This window comes from Deinococcus sp. YIM 134068, assembly GCF_036543075.1.
Classification (GTDB): Bacteria; Deinococcota; Deinococci; order Deinococcales; family Deinococcaceae; genus Deinococcus; species Deinococcus lichenicola.
The window spans coordinates 1-17,267 of sequence record NZ_JAZHPF010000007.1 but is presented as its reverse complement, the minus strand read 5'-3'; the positions used below and the strand labels follow the sequence as shown (position 1 = coordinate 17,267).

14 protein-coding genes are annotated in these 17,267 nt (G+C 69.8%); 5 read left to right on the top strand and 9 right to left on the bottom strand.

Features of this window, described 5'->3' with window-relative positions:
- Positions 1-25: 25 nt before the first annotated feature.
- The 4 genes from V3W47_RS09015 to V3W47_RS09000 all read left to right on the top strand — a co-directional run bounded on the left by V3W47_RS09015 (position 26) and on the right by V3W47_RS09000 (position 5,554).
- A complete protein-coding gene (locus V3W47_RS09015; RefSeq protein ID WP_331824874.1) occupies positions 26-1,108 on the top strand; it encodes an ABC transporter substrate-binding protein in 1,083 nt (360 codons plus the stop codon).
- Positions 1,105-2,379, top strand: coding sequence for a M20 family metallo-hydrolase (locus V3W47_RS09010; RefSeq protein ID WP_331824873.1), 1,275 nt, complete (start codon positions 1,105-1,107; stop codon positions 2,377-2,379). Before V3W47_RS09015 ends, V3W47_RS09010 begins: the two co-directional genes overlap by 4 nt.
- 102 nt (positions 2,380-2,481) lie before the next feature.
- On the top strand, positions 2,482-3,828 hold the full coding sequence (locus tag V3W47_RS09005) for an aminotransferase class III-fold pyridoxal phosphate-dependent enzyme (protein ID WP_331824872.1): 1,347 nt from the start codon (positions 2,482-2,484) through the stop codon (positions 3,826-3,828).
- A 199-nt stretch (positions 3,829-4,027) separates the two neighbouring features.
- Positions 4,028-5,554: a CoA-acylating methylmalonate-semialdehyde dehydrogenase gene (locus V3W47_RS09000; RefSeq protein WP_331824871.1), complete on the top strand. Its 1,527-nt coding sequence runs from the start codon at positions 4,028-4,030 to the stop codon at positions 5,552-5,554.
- Between the two features lie 65 nt (positions 5,555-5,619).
- Here V3W47_RS09000 and V3W47_RS08995 read toward each other — a convergent pair whose 3' ends face one another.
- Both V3W47_RS08995 and V3W47_RS08990 read right to left on the bottom strand, forming a co-directional pair.
- Positions 5,620-6,864 (bottom strand): DUF790 family protein, encoded by a 1,245-nt coding sequence (locus V3W47_RS08995; RefSeq protein WP_331824870.1) that lies wholly within the window; start codon positions 6,862-6,864, stop codon positions 5,620-5,622.
- The gene (locus V3W47_RS08990; protein ID WP_331824869.1) at positions 6,851-8,260 is read right to left on the bottom strand and encodes a DEAD/DEAH box helicase family protein; all 1,410 of its coding nucleotides are present in this window, start codon (positions 8,258-8,260) and stop codon (positions 6,851-6,853) included. Before V3W47_RS08990 ends, V3W47_RS08995 begins: the two co-directional genes overlap by 14 nt.
- 190 nt (positions 8,261-8,450) lie before the next feature.
- Here V3W47_RS08990 and V3W47_RS08985 point away from each other — a divergent pair, with 190 nt between their 5' ends.
- Complete coding sequence (locus V3W47_RS08985) at positions 8,451-9,497, top strand: hypothetical protein (protein WP_331824868.1); 1,047 nt, start codon at positions 8,451-8,453, stop codon at positions 9,495-9,497.
- A 78-nt stretch (positions 9,498-9,575) separates the two neighbouring features.
- On the opposite strand, the gene V3W47_RS08980 is transcribed toward V3W47_RS08985, so the two are convergent.
- The 7 genes from V3W47_RS08980 to rhaD form a co-directional block, all read right to left on the bottom strand.
- Positions 9,576-10,220 (bottom strand): DUF305 domain-containing protein, encoded by a 645-nt coding sequence (locus V3W47_RS08980; RefSeq protein ID WP_331824867.1) that lies wholly within the window; start codon positions 10,218-10,220, stop codon positions 9,576-9,578.
- A gap of 132 nt (positions 10,221-10,352) precedes the next feature.
- Positions 10,353-11,180: a class II aldolase/adducin family protein gene (locus tag V3W47_RS08975; RefSeq protein ID WP_331824866.1), complete on the bottom strand. Its 828-nt coding sequence runs from the start codon at positions 11,178-11,180 to the stop codon at positions 10,353-10,355.
- A gap of 1 nt (position 11,181) precedes the next feature.
- Positions 11,182-11,811: a LutC/YkgG family protein gene (locus V3W47_RS08970; RefSeq protein WP_331824865.1), complete on the bottom strand. Its 630-nt coding sequence runs from the start codon at positions 11,809-11,811 to the stop codon at positions 11,182-11,184.
- Positions 11,808-13,310, bottom strand: coding sequence for a LutB/LldF family L-lactate oxidation iron-sulfur protein (locus V3W47_RS08965; RefSeq protein WP_331824864.1), 1,503 nt, complete (start codon positions 13,308-13,310; stop codon positions 11,808-11,810). The genes V3W47_RS08970 and V3W47_RS08965 overlap by 4 nt, the downstream gene beginning before the upstream one ends.
- Before the next feature lie 112 nt (positions 13,311-13,422).
- A complete protein-coding gene (locus V3W47_RS08960) occupies positions 13,423-14,166 on the bottom strand; it encodes a (Fe-S)-binding protein (RefSeq protein WP_331824863.1) in 744 nt (247 codons plus the stop codon).
- Between the two features lie 83 nt (positions 14,167-14,249).
- Positions 14,250-15,740 carry a rhamnulokinase gene (locus tag V3W47_RS08955; RefSeq protein WP_331824862.1) on the bottom strand — a complete coding sequence of 497 codons (1,491 nt, stop codon included), beginning with the start codon at positions 15,738-15,740 and terminating at the stop codon, positions 14,250-14,252.
- The coding region (rhaD, locus tag V3W47_RS08950; protein ID WP_331824861.1) for a bifunctional rhamnulose-1-phosphate aldolase/short-chain dehydrogenase at positions 15,730-17,267 on the bottom strand (1,538 nt) is incomplete at its 5' end. The genes rhaD and V3W47_RS08955, both read right to left, overlap by 11 nt.

Sequence of the window (17,267 nt, the reverse complement as noted above, 5' to 3'; positions counted from 1 at the left end):
CCTTTCCACTTCCCCGGAGGGAACCATGAAGCACTCCAAGCTGACCGCCGCCGTCTCCGCCGTCCTCGCCGCCACTCTCCTCGCGTCCGGCGCTCAGGCTCAGAAGCTCGTGCCTGTCAAAGTGCAGCTCAAGTGGTTTCCGCAGGCGCAGTTTGCGGGCTTCTTCGTGGCGCAGGCGAAGGGGTACTACCGGGCCGAGGGGCTGGACGTGCAGTTCCTTCCGACCGGGGACCAGTCGCCGATTCAGACGGTGGCGACGGGGACCGCCGACTTCGGCACGACCTGGATCACCGACCTCCTGACCGCGCGGGCGCAGGGCATTCCGGTCACGCACATCGCGCAGCTTTTCCAGAAGAGCGGGTATACCCTCGTGGCGCTGAGGAGCAGCAACATCACCAAACCGCAGGATTTCCGGGGCAAGCGGGTCGGCGTGTGGCCCAGCGGCAACGAGTACCCGGCGGTGGCCCTCCTCAAGAAGTACGGCCTGACCACCAGCCTCGACAGCACCGTGGGCAACCCCAGCGTGCAGGCCGTGACGTACCCTTTCGACCCCAGCATCGTCTTCCCCGACAAGGTGGACCTCGTGTCGGCGATGACCTACAACGAGGTGGACCAGATCGTGGGCCTGGGCTACAGCCTCGACAAGCTGCGCGTCTTCCGCGCGTCGGACTACGGCATCAACCTCCTCGAAGACCTGATGTTCACCACCGACCGCACGCTGAGGAACGCCAACTTCAAGGGCAGCGGGCAGAGCGGCCAGCAGATCGCCGCCAAGCTCGTGCGCGCGACCCTCCGGGGCTGGAACTACGCCGTCAAGAATCAGGCCGAGGCCGTGAATATCGTCCTCCCGCTGTGCGGCAACACCTGCAAGGGCAGCGGCACCCGCGCCGACGCGAAGGCCCACCAGACCTGGCAGATGACCGAGGTCGCCAAGCTCTACAACTCCGGGCCGACGAACCGGGGACTGGCCGGATACCTCGACCCCGCCGTGTACCGCAATAACGTGGCGCTGCTCAAGAGTCTCGGCATCCTGAAGGCCGACCCGGACGCGGCAGCCGTGACGTACAGCGTATGGGAGGCCGCCACCGGAAAGAAGGCGGCACGGTGAGTGGGGGAGAGGTCGCCGAGTCCACCCGGACCGGACTTGATCCCGCCCGAACTGTCGCGGAATTGAAGGAACTGCGGCAACTCACCGGGGACGAGGATGGGGCGCAGCGGGTCGCCTTCACCGACACCTGGCTCAAGGCCCGCGCCTTCCTGAAAGAACGTCTCGCCGAGCTGCCCGTCGAAGTTCATCAGGACCCCGCCGGGAATCTGTGGGCGACGCTCAGGGGCGAGTCGGAGCGTGAACTCCTGATCGGCGGGCACCTCGACAGCGTGCCGAACGGTGGCTGGCTGGACGGCTCGCTGAACGTGCTGGCCGGGCTGGAGGTCATGCGGCGCGCGAACGCCCAGTACGGAGGCCGCCCGCCCGTCACCCTCTGCCTCGTGGACTGGGCCGACGAGGAGGGGGCGCGTTTTGGTCGCTCCCTCTACGGGTCGAGCGCGGCGAGCGGGCATTTCGACGTGGCCGAGATGACGAAGTTGACCGACCGGGACGGGGTGAACCTGGGTGACGCCCTCGCGCGGGTTGGCGTGAAGTTGGAGGACGCTCCGCAGGCACGCGACGAGCTGAAGAACGCCGCCGCCTACCTCGAACTGCACATTGAGCAGGGGCCAATGCTGGAGAGGCTGGGCCTGCCGCTCGGCGCGGTGCTCGGGACGGTCGGCGTCGAGCGCCACACCCTGACCTTCCACGGGCAGGCGGCGCACGCGGGCAGCACGCCCATGAACGTCAGGCGAGATGCTTTCCTCGCTGCCGCGCGCTTGGGGCAGGAAATCTATGCCATCGCCGAGCGGCACGGCGGCGTCTGTACGGTCGGAAGCGTCAAGACGTGGCCGGGCATCGTCACAAGTGTGGTGGAGCGGTGCGAGATCACGCTCGATCAACGGCACCTCGACGCGGGGAAGCTGGCGGCGATGTGGCAGGACGCGCGGGAAGCGGCGGAGCGTTTCGCTCAGGAGGGCGGCTGCACGGTCGAGGTCGGCAAGCTATGGAACATCGAACCTATTCCCTTCCACCCCGAACTGATCGACGCGGCGGAGGCGGCCATTCTGGAAACCGTGCCGACGAGCCACCGCCTACCCAGCGGTCCCCTCCACGACGCGGCGGAGGTCGCCCGCGCCGGGGTGCCCACGGTGATGCTGTTCGTCCAAAGCCTCCGGGGCATCTCGCACAACAAGATCGAGGACACGCGGGAAGAGCACATCGAGCTGAGCGTCGTCGCCCTGGATCGTCTGACGGACCGGGCGATGGCGTGGATTCAGGGGCGGGGCTGAAGCGTCCGGCGTCGCCCGGCGTCACTTGGCAGACCGCCGCCGGGGGCCTACGATCAAACCCTCACCCTCTTCCTTCCGACCGCGTGACTCAGGAGGCACCCTATGCCGGAACCTCACCCAGACACCCAGCAGGTTATCGCCGACAACCGCGAGTACACCCTCTTCTCGTGGAGCGTGCAGGGGCAGGCCAGTCCCATCCACATGGTCGGGGGCAAGGGCAGCCACTTCTACGACGGCGACGGGAACACCTGGCTCGATTTCTCCTCGCAGCTCATCAACATCAACGTGGGGCACCAGCACCCGAAGGTCTTGCAGGCGATCAAGGATCAGGTGGACCGGATGTGCTTCGCCGGGCCGTCGTTCGCCACCGACGTGCGCGCGGAGCTGGGCCGGAAGCTCGCGGAGGTGACGGGCCTCGCCAAGAGCTTCTTCACCCTGGGCGGCAGCGAGGCCAACGAGAACGCGATGAAGATGGCCCGCCTCTACACCGGACGTGACAAGATCATCACCCGCTACCGCTCCTACCACGGGGCGACGATGGGCAGCATGACGGCCTCGGGCGACCCCCGGCGCTGGCCGGTCGAACCGGGCATCCCCGGCATTGTGCGGGTGTTCGACCCCTACATGTACCGCCCGCCGATGGGCGGCAGCGCCGAGGCGTGGGAGGACGGCTGCATCACCCACATCGAGGAAGTGATTCAGATGGAGGGGCCGCACACCATCGCGGCGATGATGGTAGAGGGCATCACCGGCTCCAACGGCCTGCTGATCCCACCCGACAGCTACTACCCCCGGCTGCGGGCGCTGCTCGACAAGTACGGCATCCTCCTCATCGACGACGAGGTGATGAGCGGCTTCGGGCGGACCGGCAAGTGGCTCGCCACCCAGCACTACGGCATCGTGCCGGACATCGTGACCTGCGCGAAGGGTCTCACGAGCGGCTATATGCCGCTGGGCGCGGTCATCGTGAATCAGAAGATCGCCGATTACTTCGAGAAAAACTTCCTTGCGGGCGGCCTGACCTACAGCGGCCATCCCGTCAGCCTCGCCGCCGCCATCGCCAACCTGAGGGTGTACGAGGAGGAAAATCTCTTCGAGCACACGCTGGAGCTGGGGAAGTACCTGGGCGAGCGCCTGGAGGCCATGAAGCGCAAGTACGCCTGTGTGGGAGACGTGCGCTACATCGGCCTCTTCAGCGTGTTGGAGTTGGTGAAGGACAAGAGGACGAAAGAGCCGCTGGCCCCCTTCAACGGTACCTCGCCGGAGATGGCGAGACTCGCTGCCCACCTCAAGTCCAGGCACGTCTACGCCTTTAGCCGCTTCAACATGGTCTGGGTCTGCCCGCCCCTCGTCATCACCCGCGAGGAGCTGGACGCCGGGCTGGACGTGTACGAGGAGGCGCTGGCCCTGGTGGACGAGATGATCGGGGCGGTGGTGGCGGCAGATTAAGAGCAGTTCTCCCTCTCCCCTCGTGGGAGAGGGCCGGGGTGAGGGGTGGCAAGCGTCAGCTTGCCCTAACAAGAGAGGTCCAAGACCTTCTCCACTGGCCTCGCAAACGCCCTGCCCGCTCACCCCCTCCCGGCCTCCCCCCTCAAGGGGGAGGAGCAAAAGATAAAAGCTCAACGTGCCAACTCCCGGAGGTCTCCCCATGACCAGCACCGCCGAACCGTCCACCCAACAGGCCTCCGTCCAGACCCTCACCCACTGGCTCTCGGGCGCTCCCGCTGAGGGCACCTCCGGGCGCACCGCCCCCGTCTACAACCCCGCCACCGGAGAGGTGCAGGCCCTCGTTCCGCTCGCCAGCCGTGCCGAGGTGGACCACGCCGTCGAACTCGCCACCGCCGCTGCTAACACGTGGCGGGCCGCACCCCTCGGCAAGCGGGCCGAAGTCCTCTTCCGTTTCCGCGACCTGCTCGACCGTCGCCGGGACGACCTTGCCCGCATCCTGACCCGCGAGCACGGCAAGGTTCACGCCGACGCGCTGGGTGAAATTGCGCGCGGCATCGAGAACGTGGAGTACGCCTGCGGGGTGCCGAATCTCCTCAAGGGCGGGTACTCCGAGGGGGCAAGCACGGGCGTGGACGTGTATTCCATCCAGCAGCCACTCGGTGTGGTGGCGGGCATCACGCCCTTCAACTTCCCGGCGATGGTGCCGCTGTGGATGATGGCGAATGCGCTCGCCTGCGGGAACGCCTTCATCCTCAAGCCCAGCGAGAAGGACCCCAGCGCGAGCCTGTTTATGGCGGAGTTGCTAAGAGAAGCTGGTCTTCCAGATGGTGTGTTCAGCGTGCTGCACGGGGACAAGGAAGCGGTGGACGCCATCCTCGAACACCCCGGCATCGCCGCCGTGAGCTTCGTGGGGAGCACGCCCATTGCGCGCTACATCTATCAACAGGGAACCGCGCACGGCAAACGGGTACAGGCGCTCGGCGGGGCGAAGAACCACATGCTCGTCCTCCCCGACGCCGACGTGGGCATGGCCGCCGACGCCGCCGTCTCCGCCGCCTACGGCTCGGCGGGCGAGCGGTGCATGGCGATCAGCGTCCTCGTGGCGGTGGGAGACGTGGGGGACACGCTCGTCTCGGCCATTCGGGAGCGCCTGCCCGCCCTCAAAGTCGGCCCCGGCGACCAGCCCGGCAACGAGATGGGGCCGCTCATCACCCGCGAACACCGTGACCGGGTGGCGGGGTACATCGAGGGCGCGGCGAAACAGGGCGCGACGGTGGTGGTGGACGGACGGGAGCAACAGTTCGACGGAGACGGCTTCTTCCTCGGCGTCTCGCTCCTCGATCACGTGACGCCCGAGATGGACGCCTACCGGGACGAGATTTTCGGTCCCGTGCTGTGCGTGGTGCGAGCGAGCAGCTACGACGAGGGCCTGAAACTCATCAACGAGAACGAGTACGGCAACGGCACCGCCATCTTCACGCGCGACGGCGGCGCGGCCCGGCGCTTCCAGTTCGAGGTCGAGGTCGGCATGGTGGGGATCAACGTGCCTATCCCGGTGCCCGTGGCGTACTACTCCTTCGGCGGCTGGAAGGCGAGCCTCTTCGGGGACAGCCACATGTACGGGCCGGAGGGGATCAAGTTCTACACGCGCGGCAAGGTCGTGACCTCGCGCTGGCCCGACCCCGCGAGCAGCCGGGTGGACCTGGGCTTTCCGCAGAATCGGTAGGCAGGTCGGGGTGAGTTCCAGCCGCCGGGGGCGGGCCGCCGCATTCCCGCAGGACGCGCCTGGAGTCAGATCGCTCCTTCCGACCGCAGCCGCTCGGCTACGCCCAGCACGTCCTTCGGGTTCAGGATGCCCTTGAACCACACCAGCCGGTCGCCGAAGTCGGACGGGTCCACGCCCGCCCGCTCCAGATTGAGCCGCTCGGAGACGCACACGATCACGTCCGCGCGGCCCGAGCGCCGCAGCCCCTCGAACTTCCGGCGCAGGTACTCGGGACGCCAGTACCCCACGATCTCCACGAGCACGCTGCCCCCCGCCGGATGCACCAGCCGGAAGTCCGGCAGGATCACGCCGCCGGGCACCGGCACGAGGTCCACCTCGCGTTCGAGGACCCAGGGCGTGTCCGTCCTGGCGAATCGCGCTGCGAACCCCGACTCCAGCGCGCTGTCATGCTCGGTCGGCTCGGGGTAGTGGCTGACGTAGCCGTCCGCCGAGGAGAGCTGGAAGAGCCACTCGTTCCCGCCGTCCACCGCCACCGGGGCGAGGTCACGGCGGGGGCGCAGGGCCGCCGTCAGGTCCCAGCGCGTGACGTGGAGCAGGGCCGGGAGGAACTTGGCGAGCGCGAGGCCGTAGCGGGTGGTGCCCCCGAACAGGCTGGCCGGACCGTCGAGGGTCAGGGTGAAGCCCGCGTCGGCGTCGCCCTCCACCGTCAGCATCAGCCCGAAGAACTTGGTGTAGCGCAGGAGCTGCTTGTAGCGGGCGGGTTCGTTGCGCTGGGCCGTGACCACGACGCTGTAGGCCCGGTAGAGCATTCCCTGCGCCTGGGCGAGGTCGAAGCGGTGGATCAGCGCCAGCGGCTCCGGCGGCTCGAACACGGTCAGCGTCTGCTGGTCGGGGAGGTCGGCGTAGAGCGCCGCCGACACGTCCCCGGCGGTCAGGGGGGCCGTGACCGAGAGCGCGCGGGCGGCCTGCTCCAGCACGAGGTCGCGGTGGTGGCGGCTGGGGACCGAGGCCTGCGCGAGCCGGAAGACCTTCGCGCGCACGGCCCCCGGCGCGACCGCGCCCCCCGCCTCGAAGGTGCAGCTCCCGCCCGTGAGGAGGTGGGCCAGCCCGCGCAGCACCTTGAAGTCGGCGCGGCCCGCCTCCAGCGCGCGCAGGTCCTCGTCCAGCTCCTCCCGCCGCTTGCCGACGTTGGCCGCGAAGGTGGCGATGACCGTCTCGGCGAGGCGGAGGGTGCCGAGGGTGGCCCTGAGCCGCCTCGGTTCCACGACGCCGCCCCTCACCCGGAACATCAGCAGCTCAGTCGGGAGCATTCAGCGTCTCCCACTCCGGGGTCGGGGGCGCGGGCCGCCACTCGCCGTGCCGCCGCTGGCTGACCCGTTCCTCCGAGGTGCCCTCGGTGATGACCTCGTACAGCACCGCCGTCTTGCCCTCGGCCCGGCGCAGGATGCGGCCCAGCCGCTGGATGTGCTCGCGCTCGGTCGCCGTGCCCGACAGCACGACGGCCACGCTCGCCTCCGGCACGTCCACCCCCTCGTTGAGCACCCGGCTCGTCACGAGGACCCGGTAGGTCCCCTCGCGGAAGTGTTCCAGCACCTCGTGGCGCTCCTTGACGGGTGTCTGGTGGGTGATGGCCGGGATGAGAAAGTCGCGGCTCACGCGGTAGACCATCGCGTTGTCGTCCGTGAAGATCAGCGTCCGCTCCGCCGGGTGGTTCGCCAGCACCTCCTCCAGCACCCGCAACTTGCCCTCGGTGCCGTAGGCGAGGCCGCGCGCCTCCCGGTGGGCGAGCATCGCCACCCGGCCCTGCGGGGTCCCGCTCCTCATCACGAACTGCTGCCAGCCCTGCGGACTCCCCAGCCGCAGGCCCGAGCGCCGCAGGAAGTCGTTGCGTATGCCGATCAATTCGTCGTAGTGCCGCTGCTCCGTGGCGCTGAGCCGCACCCGGACGACGACCTCGCGGTACTCGGCGAGGGTGTCCCCGGCGAGCTCCTCCGGTGCCCGGCGGTAGACCACCGGGCCGATCAGGGTGTCGAGGTCGCTCTCCCGCCCGTCGCTGCGTTTGGGGGTGGCGGTCAGCCCGAGGCGGTAGGGGGCCAGCCCCATCTCGGCGATGACGCGCGTGAAGGCGGCGGGGAGGTGGTGGGCCTCGTCGAAAATCTGGAGACCGTACCCCCCGGCGAGGTCCTCGGCGTGGATGGCGGCGGAGTCGTAGGTGCTCACGAGGATGGGGGTGCGGTCCCGGCTGCCGCCCCCCAGGACGCCCACGTTCGCGTCGGGGAAGGCGGCGAGGAGGCCCGCGTACCACTGGTGCAGCAGGTCGAGGGTGGGGACGCAGATCAGGGCGCTGCGGGCGGTGTCGCGCAGGGCGAGCTGGGCGACGAGGGTCTTGCCCGCGCCCGTGGGCAGGACGACGACGCCCCGCCGCCCGGCCCGTTTCCACGCGGCGAGGGCTTCTTGCTGGTGCGGGTAGGGGGTCAGCTCGCGGGCATAGCCGAGGTCGGGGCCGAGGTCGAGGCGCAAGAAGGCCGCCGCCTCGTCGCGCAGGGGCACGCCCGCCCCCCGGCAGCCCTCCACCACGGCCCGGTAGGCGCTTCCCGGCGCGCGGTAGGACTGGCTGCGCGCGTCCCACACGAAGAGGGCCGCCACAGCTTCAGGCACCTCGCGCATCACGAGGGTCCCACGGTCCAACCTCAGTACAGGGGCCACAGACGAGCAGCCTAGCGGGACAGGTCGGGTCGCTTGGCGACAGACATGACGTTCCGGGGCGAGCGGACTCAGGCGCTTCCCCGACTGCTCTCCCCGGAGAGACAAGGCGGCGGGGACGGTGGTCGGGAAGGTGGTCGGGAAGGTGGTCGGGAGCGCGGCACTCCTTCCGTGATTTGTCCTAGAGTCAGGCATGACCACCGTGCCGCCCCCCGCGCGGGTCCCGGTGCCCGCCGCCCCCGCCGGACCACACCGGGCCACCACCGGGCAGCACCTCATCACCCTGGCGCTCGGCGGCTGGCTGCTGCTGGGGTTGTTCGTGGACGGCTGGGCACACAACAGGTTCGGGGAGACGCTGGAGACCTTCTTCACCCCCTGGCACGCGCTCTTCTACAGCGGCTTCCTTGCCGTCGCCGGGTGGTGCCTGTGGCTCGCCCGCCGGGGCTGGCGGCGTGGAGGACGCGGGCTGGCGGCCTTTCCGGAGGGCTACGCGCTGGCGGCACTGGGCGTGCCACTCTTCGGGCTGGGCGGGCTGGGAGATATGGGATGGCACACCGCCTTCGGCATCGAGGTCGGGATCGAAGCCCTGCTGTCGCCCACCCACCTCCTGCTGTTCGCGGGGGCCGCCCTGATTCTGGCCGCGCCGCTGAATGCCGTGTGGCGGCTGCCCGCCTCCCGCCGCGCCCCACCCGGCGTCCGCTGGGTGGCGACCCTCTCGGCCACGGCGCTCCTCACCGTGACGGCCTTCATGCACATGTACATGTGGGGCCTGCTGGTCGTGCCGCAGGGGCTGGGCTGGGTGCAGACGCGGGGTGAGCTGAGCGCCATCCTCCTCACGGCCCTGATCCTGGCCGCGCCCGTGCTCCTGCTGCTGCGGCGCTTCGACCTCCCCTTCGGGGCCGTCACGGTCATGTACACCGTCACCAACCTCGGCATGAGCCTGATGCTGGCCCCCGGCGAGTGGCGGGTTCCGCTCCTGGCCGTCCTCACGGGACTATTGGCCGATACCGTGTGCGCCCTGCTGCGGCCCTCGCCGGGGCGGGTCTGGGCGTGGCGGGCCTTCGCCTTCCTGCTGCCCGTCTGCGTGTGGGTGCCCTACCTGGGGGCCGCCGTGGGGGCGGGCCTGAGCAACCTCAGCTTGGAGCTGTGGCTCGGCGTCGCCGTCATGGCGGGCCTGGGCGGCGTGGCCCTGAGCGCCCTGCTCGTGCCGCCGCCGCTGCCGGGGGAGGCGGAGGGGTGAGGGGAAGCGTGAACATCCGTGGACTTTCCACCTTCCTTCGACCTTCTTCACCTCTCAGCGCCCACGTCCGCACAAGGTCTAATGGTGGTGCTGACCCGAGGAAGGCGCGGCGTCCGAGGAGTCCGGCCCGCCCAGCCGGGAGAGCAGCCCGGTCAGGGTGATGATCTCGCCCCGCTGACTCGCCTCGATCTGCCGCGCCAGCCGCAGGACTTCGGGCCGCACGCCAGGCCGCACCCCCTCGGGCCGCAGGACCCCCCGCACCATCGCCAGCGCCCCCCGGTGGTGCCGGATCATCAGCCGGAGGAAGGCCCGCTCGGCCTCACGCGGGGGCAGGGTGGAGAGGGACACCAGCTCGGCGGGGGAGGCCATCCCCATATGGCGGGCGTGTTCGGGGGTCGGCGGCGCTCCCGGCCCCTGGCCCCAGAGGGTGAGCCAGCCGCGCATCTGCCGAAGCTGTTCCCCCTGCGACAGCTCGATGTCCAGCGCGAGGGAACGCACGGTGCGCCGCGTGGAGCGGGGGCGGATCAGGCGGGCCATCGTCACCGCCTGCTCGTGGTGCCGGGTCATGTCCTGCGTGAAGCGCACCTCGGCGCTCGCCGGGCCGGGGAGGGGAGGGGCGGGCCGGGTCAGCACGAACGCCGTCAGCGCGAGCAGGGCGACCAGCAGGGCCATCAGCAGGGCGGGCAGGAGCGGCGGCGTGTGTGCCCGGCGTGGTTTGCTCATGCACCTCCTCCGACCCCAGGGTAGCCCGGCCAGGTCGAGAGGCAACCGTTCGTTCATCGGTGCCGGGACGACGGACGATAGGTGAACGATTTTCCGAGGGCCGACCCGGATCGAATCTCCCTCGCGCCGGGATCACTCCAACAAGGTCGTGGGCACGTTGAAGGCCTCCACGACCTCGCGCAGTTCGTCGCGCGACAGGCCCTCGCCCCGCCCGCCGCTCGTCAGGTCGAGGTGCTCGTACTTCGCCGCCGTCTCCGCGTACTCCACCCGGTCCACCGCCCGCGTAATGCTTACGTCCGACCTCGCCATCACCCCATGTTTGCTCCACAGGACGACCCGGTGCTCGCGCAGCGCCCCGATGTTCGCTGCCATCAGCGCCGGGGAGCCGGGCAGGATGAACGGCAGGACCCCGATGCCCTCCGGCAGATTCACGATGGTCTCCGGCTGCCAGCGGAGCAACCGCTCGTTCAGGGTGCGGGTCTCCCGGTACGCGGCGATGTGGCTGAGGTACGTCAGATGCGGCGGCTGCGCGTGGACCACCGCGTGGAAGTTCGTCCCCGACCGCCCCACCTGATCGTCGTGGACGGCGAGGTGCGAGTTGAACTCGCTCGTCACCCGCTCGAACAGCCGCCGGGGGGAGGTGTGCAGCCGGGCCGCGCGCCCGTCCCCGCCGATGACGACCGCCGCGAGGTTGGCCTCGGGGTCGTGCCGGATGTCTCGCAACCTTCGCCCCGACCCGGTGACGAGGACCACGTGACCGGCGAGGTTCGGGGCGGGCTGTGGCAGCACGAAGTCCTCCCCGATGGGGAAGCGGCGGCGCACCTCCACGGGCCAGCCGAGGCAGACCGAGAGGTTCCCGGCCCCGCCCTCGCTCGCGTCCATGCCCGCGACGCGGTGGCCCGCCTCACCGATGGAGGCGATCAGCTCGCCGAGTTGTGGAAAGGGTTCGGGCAGGGCCATCTCACGCCTCCCGCACGAGGAGAAGGTCGAGGACGCGGGGGCCGTGCACGCCCTCCACGCGGCTGAGTTCGATGTCGGAGGTCGCGCTCGGCCCGCTGATCCACGTCAGCGGCTGCCCGCGCACCACGCTCTCCCGCAGGTGTGCCACCGCCTCCGGCACACTGTCCACCACCTGCGCCTCCCACACGACGCAGATGTGGTGGTCCGGCACCAGCGTCAGCGCCCGCCGTCCCTGCCCCGCGCCGTGATCGAGGACCACCGTGCCGGTCTCCGCGATGGCGACCGCGCAGCCCGTGACCACCGATTGAACCGCCGTCAGGTCGGTGACGCCGGGTTCGTCCGGCGTGAAGGGCCACTCCGGGGGGAGCCACCCGGCGGGCAGGTCCCCCGGAATGGCGACGCGCCCGCTGCCCAGCAGGGCGAGGCGGTCCCGGACGGCCCCCGCGAGCTGCGCCGCCGGGACGCGGACGACGTTCGCCCGGTACTCGGCGGCGTACTCGGCGAACTGCTCCACGACCTCGCCGCGCGGGCGGGCCGAGGGACGGACGGGCACCCGCGCGAACGGTTCCTGTTGCCGGGCCTGCGCGCGGTTGATGCGCGTCAGGATGTCGAGCTTCGCCTCCCCGCTCACACCGGCCCCCGGTCGTCCGTCCGCTCCGGGGCGACGGGTTCGCCCTCACTCGTCTGCGCGTTCCCGTCGTCTCCCCGGACCTGCGGCGCGGGCCGTTTCCTCCACCACTCGCGGAAGGTCTGCGGCGGGAAGGCGGGCAGGTCGCGCGTGTCCGTCCAGCCGCCGAGCATCCCCGGCAGGGCGTGAATGGCCCCGTTCCTCACCAGCGGTCCCTGCCCCGTGCGCGCGAGCCTGATCGCCCCCTCGAAGCGGTGCGGCTCGCTCATCACCCACGCGGCGGTCTTGAAGGCGACGGCCTCGACGCTCAACGGCTTCTCTTCCGTGATCTTGCCGCGCAGGTACAGCAGCACCTCGGGAATGTTGATCTTGACCGGGCAGGCGTCGTAGCACGCGCCACACAGGCTGCTCGCCCACGGCAGCGTGTTCGCGTTCTTGTCCTCCAGATGCAGCAGTTGTGGGGTGAGGATCGCGCCGATGGGGCCGGGGTACACACTGCCGTAGGCGTGGCCGCCCGCTCGCTCGTACACCGGGCAGACGTTCAGGCAGGCCGAGCAGCGGATACAGCGGAGCGTCTGCCGCCCCACCTCGTCGGCCAGCACGTCCGTCCGCCCGTTGTCGAGCAGGACGAGGTGGAACTCCTGCGGGCCGTCGCCCGGCGTCACCCCCGACCAGAAGGAGGTGTAGGGGTTCATGCGCTCGGCGGTGCTGGAACGGGGCAGCAGGCGCATGAATACGGCGAGGTCCTGCCACGTCGGGACCACCTTCTCGATGCCCATGACGCTGATGAGCACGTCGGGCATAGTCACGCACATACGCCCGTTGCCTTCGGACTCCACGACGCAGACGGTGCCGCTCTCGGCAACGGCGAAATTGGCCCCCGAGACGGCGACTTTCGTCGTCAGGAACTTCTCGCGCAGGTAGAGCCGGGCGGCCTCCGCCAGCGCCTTCGGCTCGTCGGTGAGCAGTTCCGCGCCGAGCTTGCGCCGGAAGAGGTCCCGGATTTCCGCCCGGTTGCGGTGGATGGCCGGGACGAGGATGTGGCTGGGGCGGTCCTCGGCGAGTTGCACGATCAGTTCGGCGAGGTCGGTCTCGATGGCGTGGATGCCGCGTTCCGAGAGCGCCGCGTTCAGCTCGATCTCGTCGGTGGAGATGGACTTGACCTTGATGACCTCCCGCGCCCCGTGCCCCTCGGCGATGCCCGCCACGATCCCCCGCGCTTCCGCCGCGTCGCGTGCCCAGTGGACGTGCCCGCCACGGGCCTTGACGGCGGATTCGAGGTCGAGGAGGTACTCCGAGAGCCTCGCCATCACGTGATCCTTGACCGCCGCGCCCTCGTCCCGCAGCGCCTCCCAGTCGAGCAGCTCGGCCACCGCCCGCTCACGCTTCTCGCGGATGACGGTGGTCGCGTGCCGGAGGTTACGGCGCATCTGCGGGTTGGCGAGCGTCACCTTCGCGGCCTGCTGGAAGGTCCGGGCGGGCTTGATTCCACCGGCGCTCATGGGTGTCCCTCGCACGAAGAATGCCCAGGCCCGAACGAGCAGGCGGGCAAGGCTCCCAACCGCTTTGGGGCCTGTTCTGCCCAGGACGCCGCCCTGCTCGGCGAAGAATTGCTCATGCGAAGACCTCCCCCTCGGTACTCGCCAGAATCTCGGCGAGGTGGACGGTGCGGGTGCCCGCCTGCAGGCGACTCAGCCCACCGCCGATGTGCATCAGGCAGGAGTTGTCCCCGGCGGTGCAGGCCTCGGCCCCCGTGCTCATCACGTTCTGCACCTTGTCGGCGAGCATCGCGGTGCTCGTGTCGGCGTTCTTCACGGAGAAGGTGCCCCCAAAGCCGCAGCACTGCTCCACGGCGGGGAGTTCGACCAGATTCAGGCCTTTGACGTTCCTCAGCAGCCGGAGGGGAGCGTCCCCCACCCGCAAAATCCGCATCGCGTGGCAAGTCTGGTGGTACGTGACCCGGTGCGGGTAGTACGCGCCCACGTCCTCCACGCCCAGCTCCTTGACGAGGAACTCGCTCAGCTCGAACACGCGCGGGGTGAGGGCGTTCACCTCCTCCAGCAATGCCTCGTCCCCGGCCCACTCGGCGGCGCGGGGGTACAGGTCGCGGACCATGCCGACGCAGGAGCCGCTGGGGGCGACGATGGCTTCCGCGTCCCGGAAGGTCTCTACGAAATGTCGGACGAGCTTCAACGCGTCCTCCTGATACCCGGAGTTGAAGTGCATCTGGCCGCAGCAGGTCTGCCGTTCGTTGAAGCGGACCTCGTGGCCGAGGCGTTCGAGGAGTTTCACGGTCGCCTCGCCCGTGCGGGGAAACATCGCGTCGTTGAGACAGGTGATGAACAGATCGACAGTCAAGGGGTTCGTACCTTTCGACTCGTGGCCGCTCCTCACCGGAAGGGCCGCGAGTGGGGTGGAGACGGGGGCCGGGTCTGCCAACTCTAGCCCCGCGACAGGGCCTCATCCGTCACGCGACGAACAGTGAGGCGGCGGAAGCGTTCGCGCTCCCCGGCGGGGACGGGACCGGACGGCATGAAGGTCGTCAGGAGTTCAGAGGCCCGCACGACCTCCCGCACACCGCCGCGCGGGATGGCCCCACTCGCCTCCGCCTGCACGAGCAGGTTGCCCATCAACGTCGCCTCCACCGGCCCGGCGACCACCGTGCGGCCTGAGAGGTCGGCGGTGAGCTGGTTGAGAAACCCGCTCTGCGCGCCCCCGCCCACCACGTAGACGGTGCGGATGGGTCGCTCCTGTACGGCCTCAAGCTGCTCCAGCACATCCACCGTCCGGTGGGCGAGGCTGTCCAGCACGCAGCGCATGACCTCCGCCGGGGTCCGGGGAACGGGCTGGCCGGTCTCGGCGCAGTACGCCCCTACCCGGTCGGGCATATCGAGGCCGGGATGAAGGAAGCGGGCGTCGTCGGGGTCGATGAGCGGGCCACCCGCCGGGACGCCCGCCGCCCCCTCGTACAGTGCGGCGAAGTCGGCATTGTCCCACGCGCGGCGGCACTCCTGCACGACCCACAGGCCCATGACGTTTTTCAAGAGTCGGGTGGTGCCGTTCACGCCCGCCTCGTTCGTGAGGTTGGCGGTGAGGGCGGCGTCCGTCAGAACTGGCTGGGGCGTCTCCACCCCGACGAGGCTCCACGTTCCGCTCGACACGTAGGCCCAGCCCGTCTCCCCGGCGGCGGCGGGCACGGCGGCCACGGCAGAGGCGGTGTCGTGTGTGGCGGGCACGATGACGCGGGTGCCGTGCAGGCCCGTCTCGCGCGCCACCTCCGGGCTGAGTTCTCCGAGGTCGGTGCCCGGTAAGGCGATGGGCGGCAGGAGGTGGGTGGGAAGCTTCAGGGCGTCCAGCAGCGGGGTCGCCCACTCTCCGCTGAGGGGGTCGTAGAACTGCGTCGTGCTCGCGTTCGTCCGCTCCGTCACCCGCGCCCCGCACAGCCAGTAGTGGAGGAGGTCGGGGACCATCAGCAGGGTGCGGGCTTGAGAGAGCCGCTCAGGCCGTTCCGCCGCCAGTTGATAGAGCGTGTTGAAGGGCAGGAATTGAATGCCCGTCGCCCCGTAGATCGCCCCGTCCCCGACCGTTTCCCGCACCCGTTCCATCACGCCGTTCAGGCGGGCGCTGCGGTAGTGGTGGACGCCGCCGAGCAGTTCTCCCTCGTCATCCAGCAGGCCGTAGTCTACCGCCCACGAGTTGACGCCGACGCTGGCGACCGGGCCGCGCGAGGAGGCGAGTTTCAGACCATGCAGGATCTCGCGCCACAGGCCGAGCAGGTCCCAGTACAGGCCGCCGCGCACGGGCACGCCGCCGTTGGGAAAACGGTGCAAAACCTCGACGCTCAGCCGCCCCTCCCGCAAGGTTCCCAATGCGACGCGACCGCTCGACGCGCCCAGATCGACGGCAATGTGGCGCGAAACCTCAGCGGACATAGGCGATGGGCACGCCGCCGTCCACCGTCAGCACGCCGCCCGTCGTCTTGCTCGCGGCGGGCGAGCCTAAGTAGGCGACCGCCTCGGCGATGTCCTCCGGGAAGACGTTGACCTTGAGCGTGGTGCGGTTGCGGTAGAACTCCTCGAGCTTGTCGGGCGCGATGCCGTAGGTCGCCGCCCGCTCGGCCCGCCACTTGCCGTCCCAGATCGCGGACCCCGCGAGGATGCCGTCGGGGAGGACGGAGTTCACGCGGATTCCGGCGGCCCCGCCTTCTTCCGCGAGGCAGCGGGCGAGGTGGAGTTCCGCCGCCTTCGCCGCGCTGTAGGCTGCCGCGTTCTTGCCTGCCGCGACGGAGTTCTTGGAGCCGATGAAGACGAGGTTGCCGCCCGTGCCCTGCGCCTTCATCACCTTGAACGCCTCGCGGGCCACGAGGAAGTACCCGGTGGAGAGGATGCTCTGGTTCTTGTTCCACATCTCCAGGCTGGTCTCCTCGATGGGGGCGCTGGAGGCGATGCCCGCGTTGTTCACCACCATGTCCACGCCGCCGTAATTCAGGACCGCGTGCGTGTACGCGCCCTGCACCTGCGCCTCCTCGGTGACGTTCATGGGGACGCTGGTGGCCCGTCTGTATCCGCGTGCCTTCGTCAGTTCCCCGGCGACCTCCGCCCCGCCCTCCGCGTTGAGGTCCGCGATGACGACGTGTGCCCCGTCCTGCGCCAGCCGCCGCGCAATGGCCCGGCCAATCCCGCTCGCCGCGCCCGTCACCAGGGCGACGTGCCCCTCCAGCACCTTCGGCGCGGGTTTCTGCGCGAGCTTGTACAGTTCGAGCGGCCAGTATTCGACGGCGTAGCTCTCGGCGGCGGTGAGGGAGACGAACCCACCGAGGCTGCTCGCGCTCTTCATGACCTGAATGGCGCGGAGGTAGAGCTGGCGCGACACGTCCGCCCCCTGCGCGTCCGGCCCGCTGTTCACCATGCCCAGGCCGGGGATGAGGACCACGCGCGGGCTGGGCGTGAACATCACGTCGCCCTCACCCCTGTTCTCCTCGAAATAGGCGGCGTACTCGGCCTTGAAGCGTTCGACCCCTTCTTTGGCCGCTTGGATCAGCGCGTCCTTCCCCTGCTCCGGCGTCCAGTCCAGATACAGCGGCACCCGCTTCGTGTGGACGAGGTGATCGGGGCAGGCCGCGCCCACCTGCGACAGTTCCGCCGCCGCGTTGGAATTGACGAACTCCATGACCTCCGGGCTGCGGTCCACGTTCAGGATGACGGGCCGCGCCCCCCTCATCGCGCCGCGCAGGACGGGCAGCACCCCGGCGAGCAGGGCATTCGCCTCGTCCTCCGGCAGGCTCTGGACGCTCGCCCCACCGAACGGTTGCCCCTCCCGGTGGGCGTCCAGATACGCCTGCGCCTCCCCGATGATCCGCAGAGTCGTCTCGTAGCTCTCCTTCGAGGTCTCGCCCCAGGTGACGAGGCCGTGTTTGCCCATCACGACGGCCTCCAGCCCCGGATTGTCCCGCACCGCCG

What these genes read in the sequence shown, in the direction of transcription:
- V3W47_RS09015 (WP_331824874.1), top strand. Translation starts at nt 26, where the DNA reads ATGAAGCACTCCAAGCTGACCGCCGCCGTCTCCGCCGTCCTCGCCGCC.
- V3W47_RS09005 (WP_331824872.1), top strand. Translation starts at nt 2,482, where the DNA reads ATGCCGGAACCTCACCCAGACACCCAGCAGGTTATCGCCGACAACCGC.
- V3W47_RS09000 (WP_331824871.1), top strand. Translation starts at nt 4,028, where the DNA reads ATGACCAGCACCGCCGAACCGTCCACCCAACAGGCCTCCGTCCAGACC.
- V3W47_RS08995 (WP_331824870.1), bottom strand. Translation starts at nt 6,864, where the DNA reads ATGCTCCCGACTGAGCTGCTGATGTTCCGGGTGAGGGGCGGCGTCGTG.
- V3W47_RS08985 (WP_331824868.1), top strand. Translation starts at nt 8,451, where the DNA reads ATGACCACCGTGCCGCCCCCCGCGCGGGTCCCGGTGCCCGCCGCCCCC.
- V3W47_RS08980 (WP_331824867.1), bottom strand. Translation starts at nt 10,220, where the DNA reads ATGAGCAAACCACGCCGGGCACACACGCCGCCGCTCCTGCCCGCCCTG.
- V3W47_RS08975 (WP_331824866.1), bottom strand. Translation starts at nt 11,180, where the DNA reads ATGGCCCTGCCCGAACCCTTTCCACAACTCGGCGAGCTGATCGCCTCC.
- V3W47_RS08965 (WP_331824864.1), bottom strand. Translation starts at nt 13,310, where the DNA reads ATGAGCGCCGGTGGAATCAAGCCCGCCCGGACCTTCCAGCAGGCCGCG.
- V3W47_RS08955 (WP_331824862.1), bottom strand. Translation starts at nt 15,740, where the DNA reads ATGTCCGCTGAGGTTTCGCGCCACATTGCCGTCGATCTGGGCGCGTCG.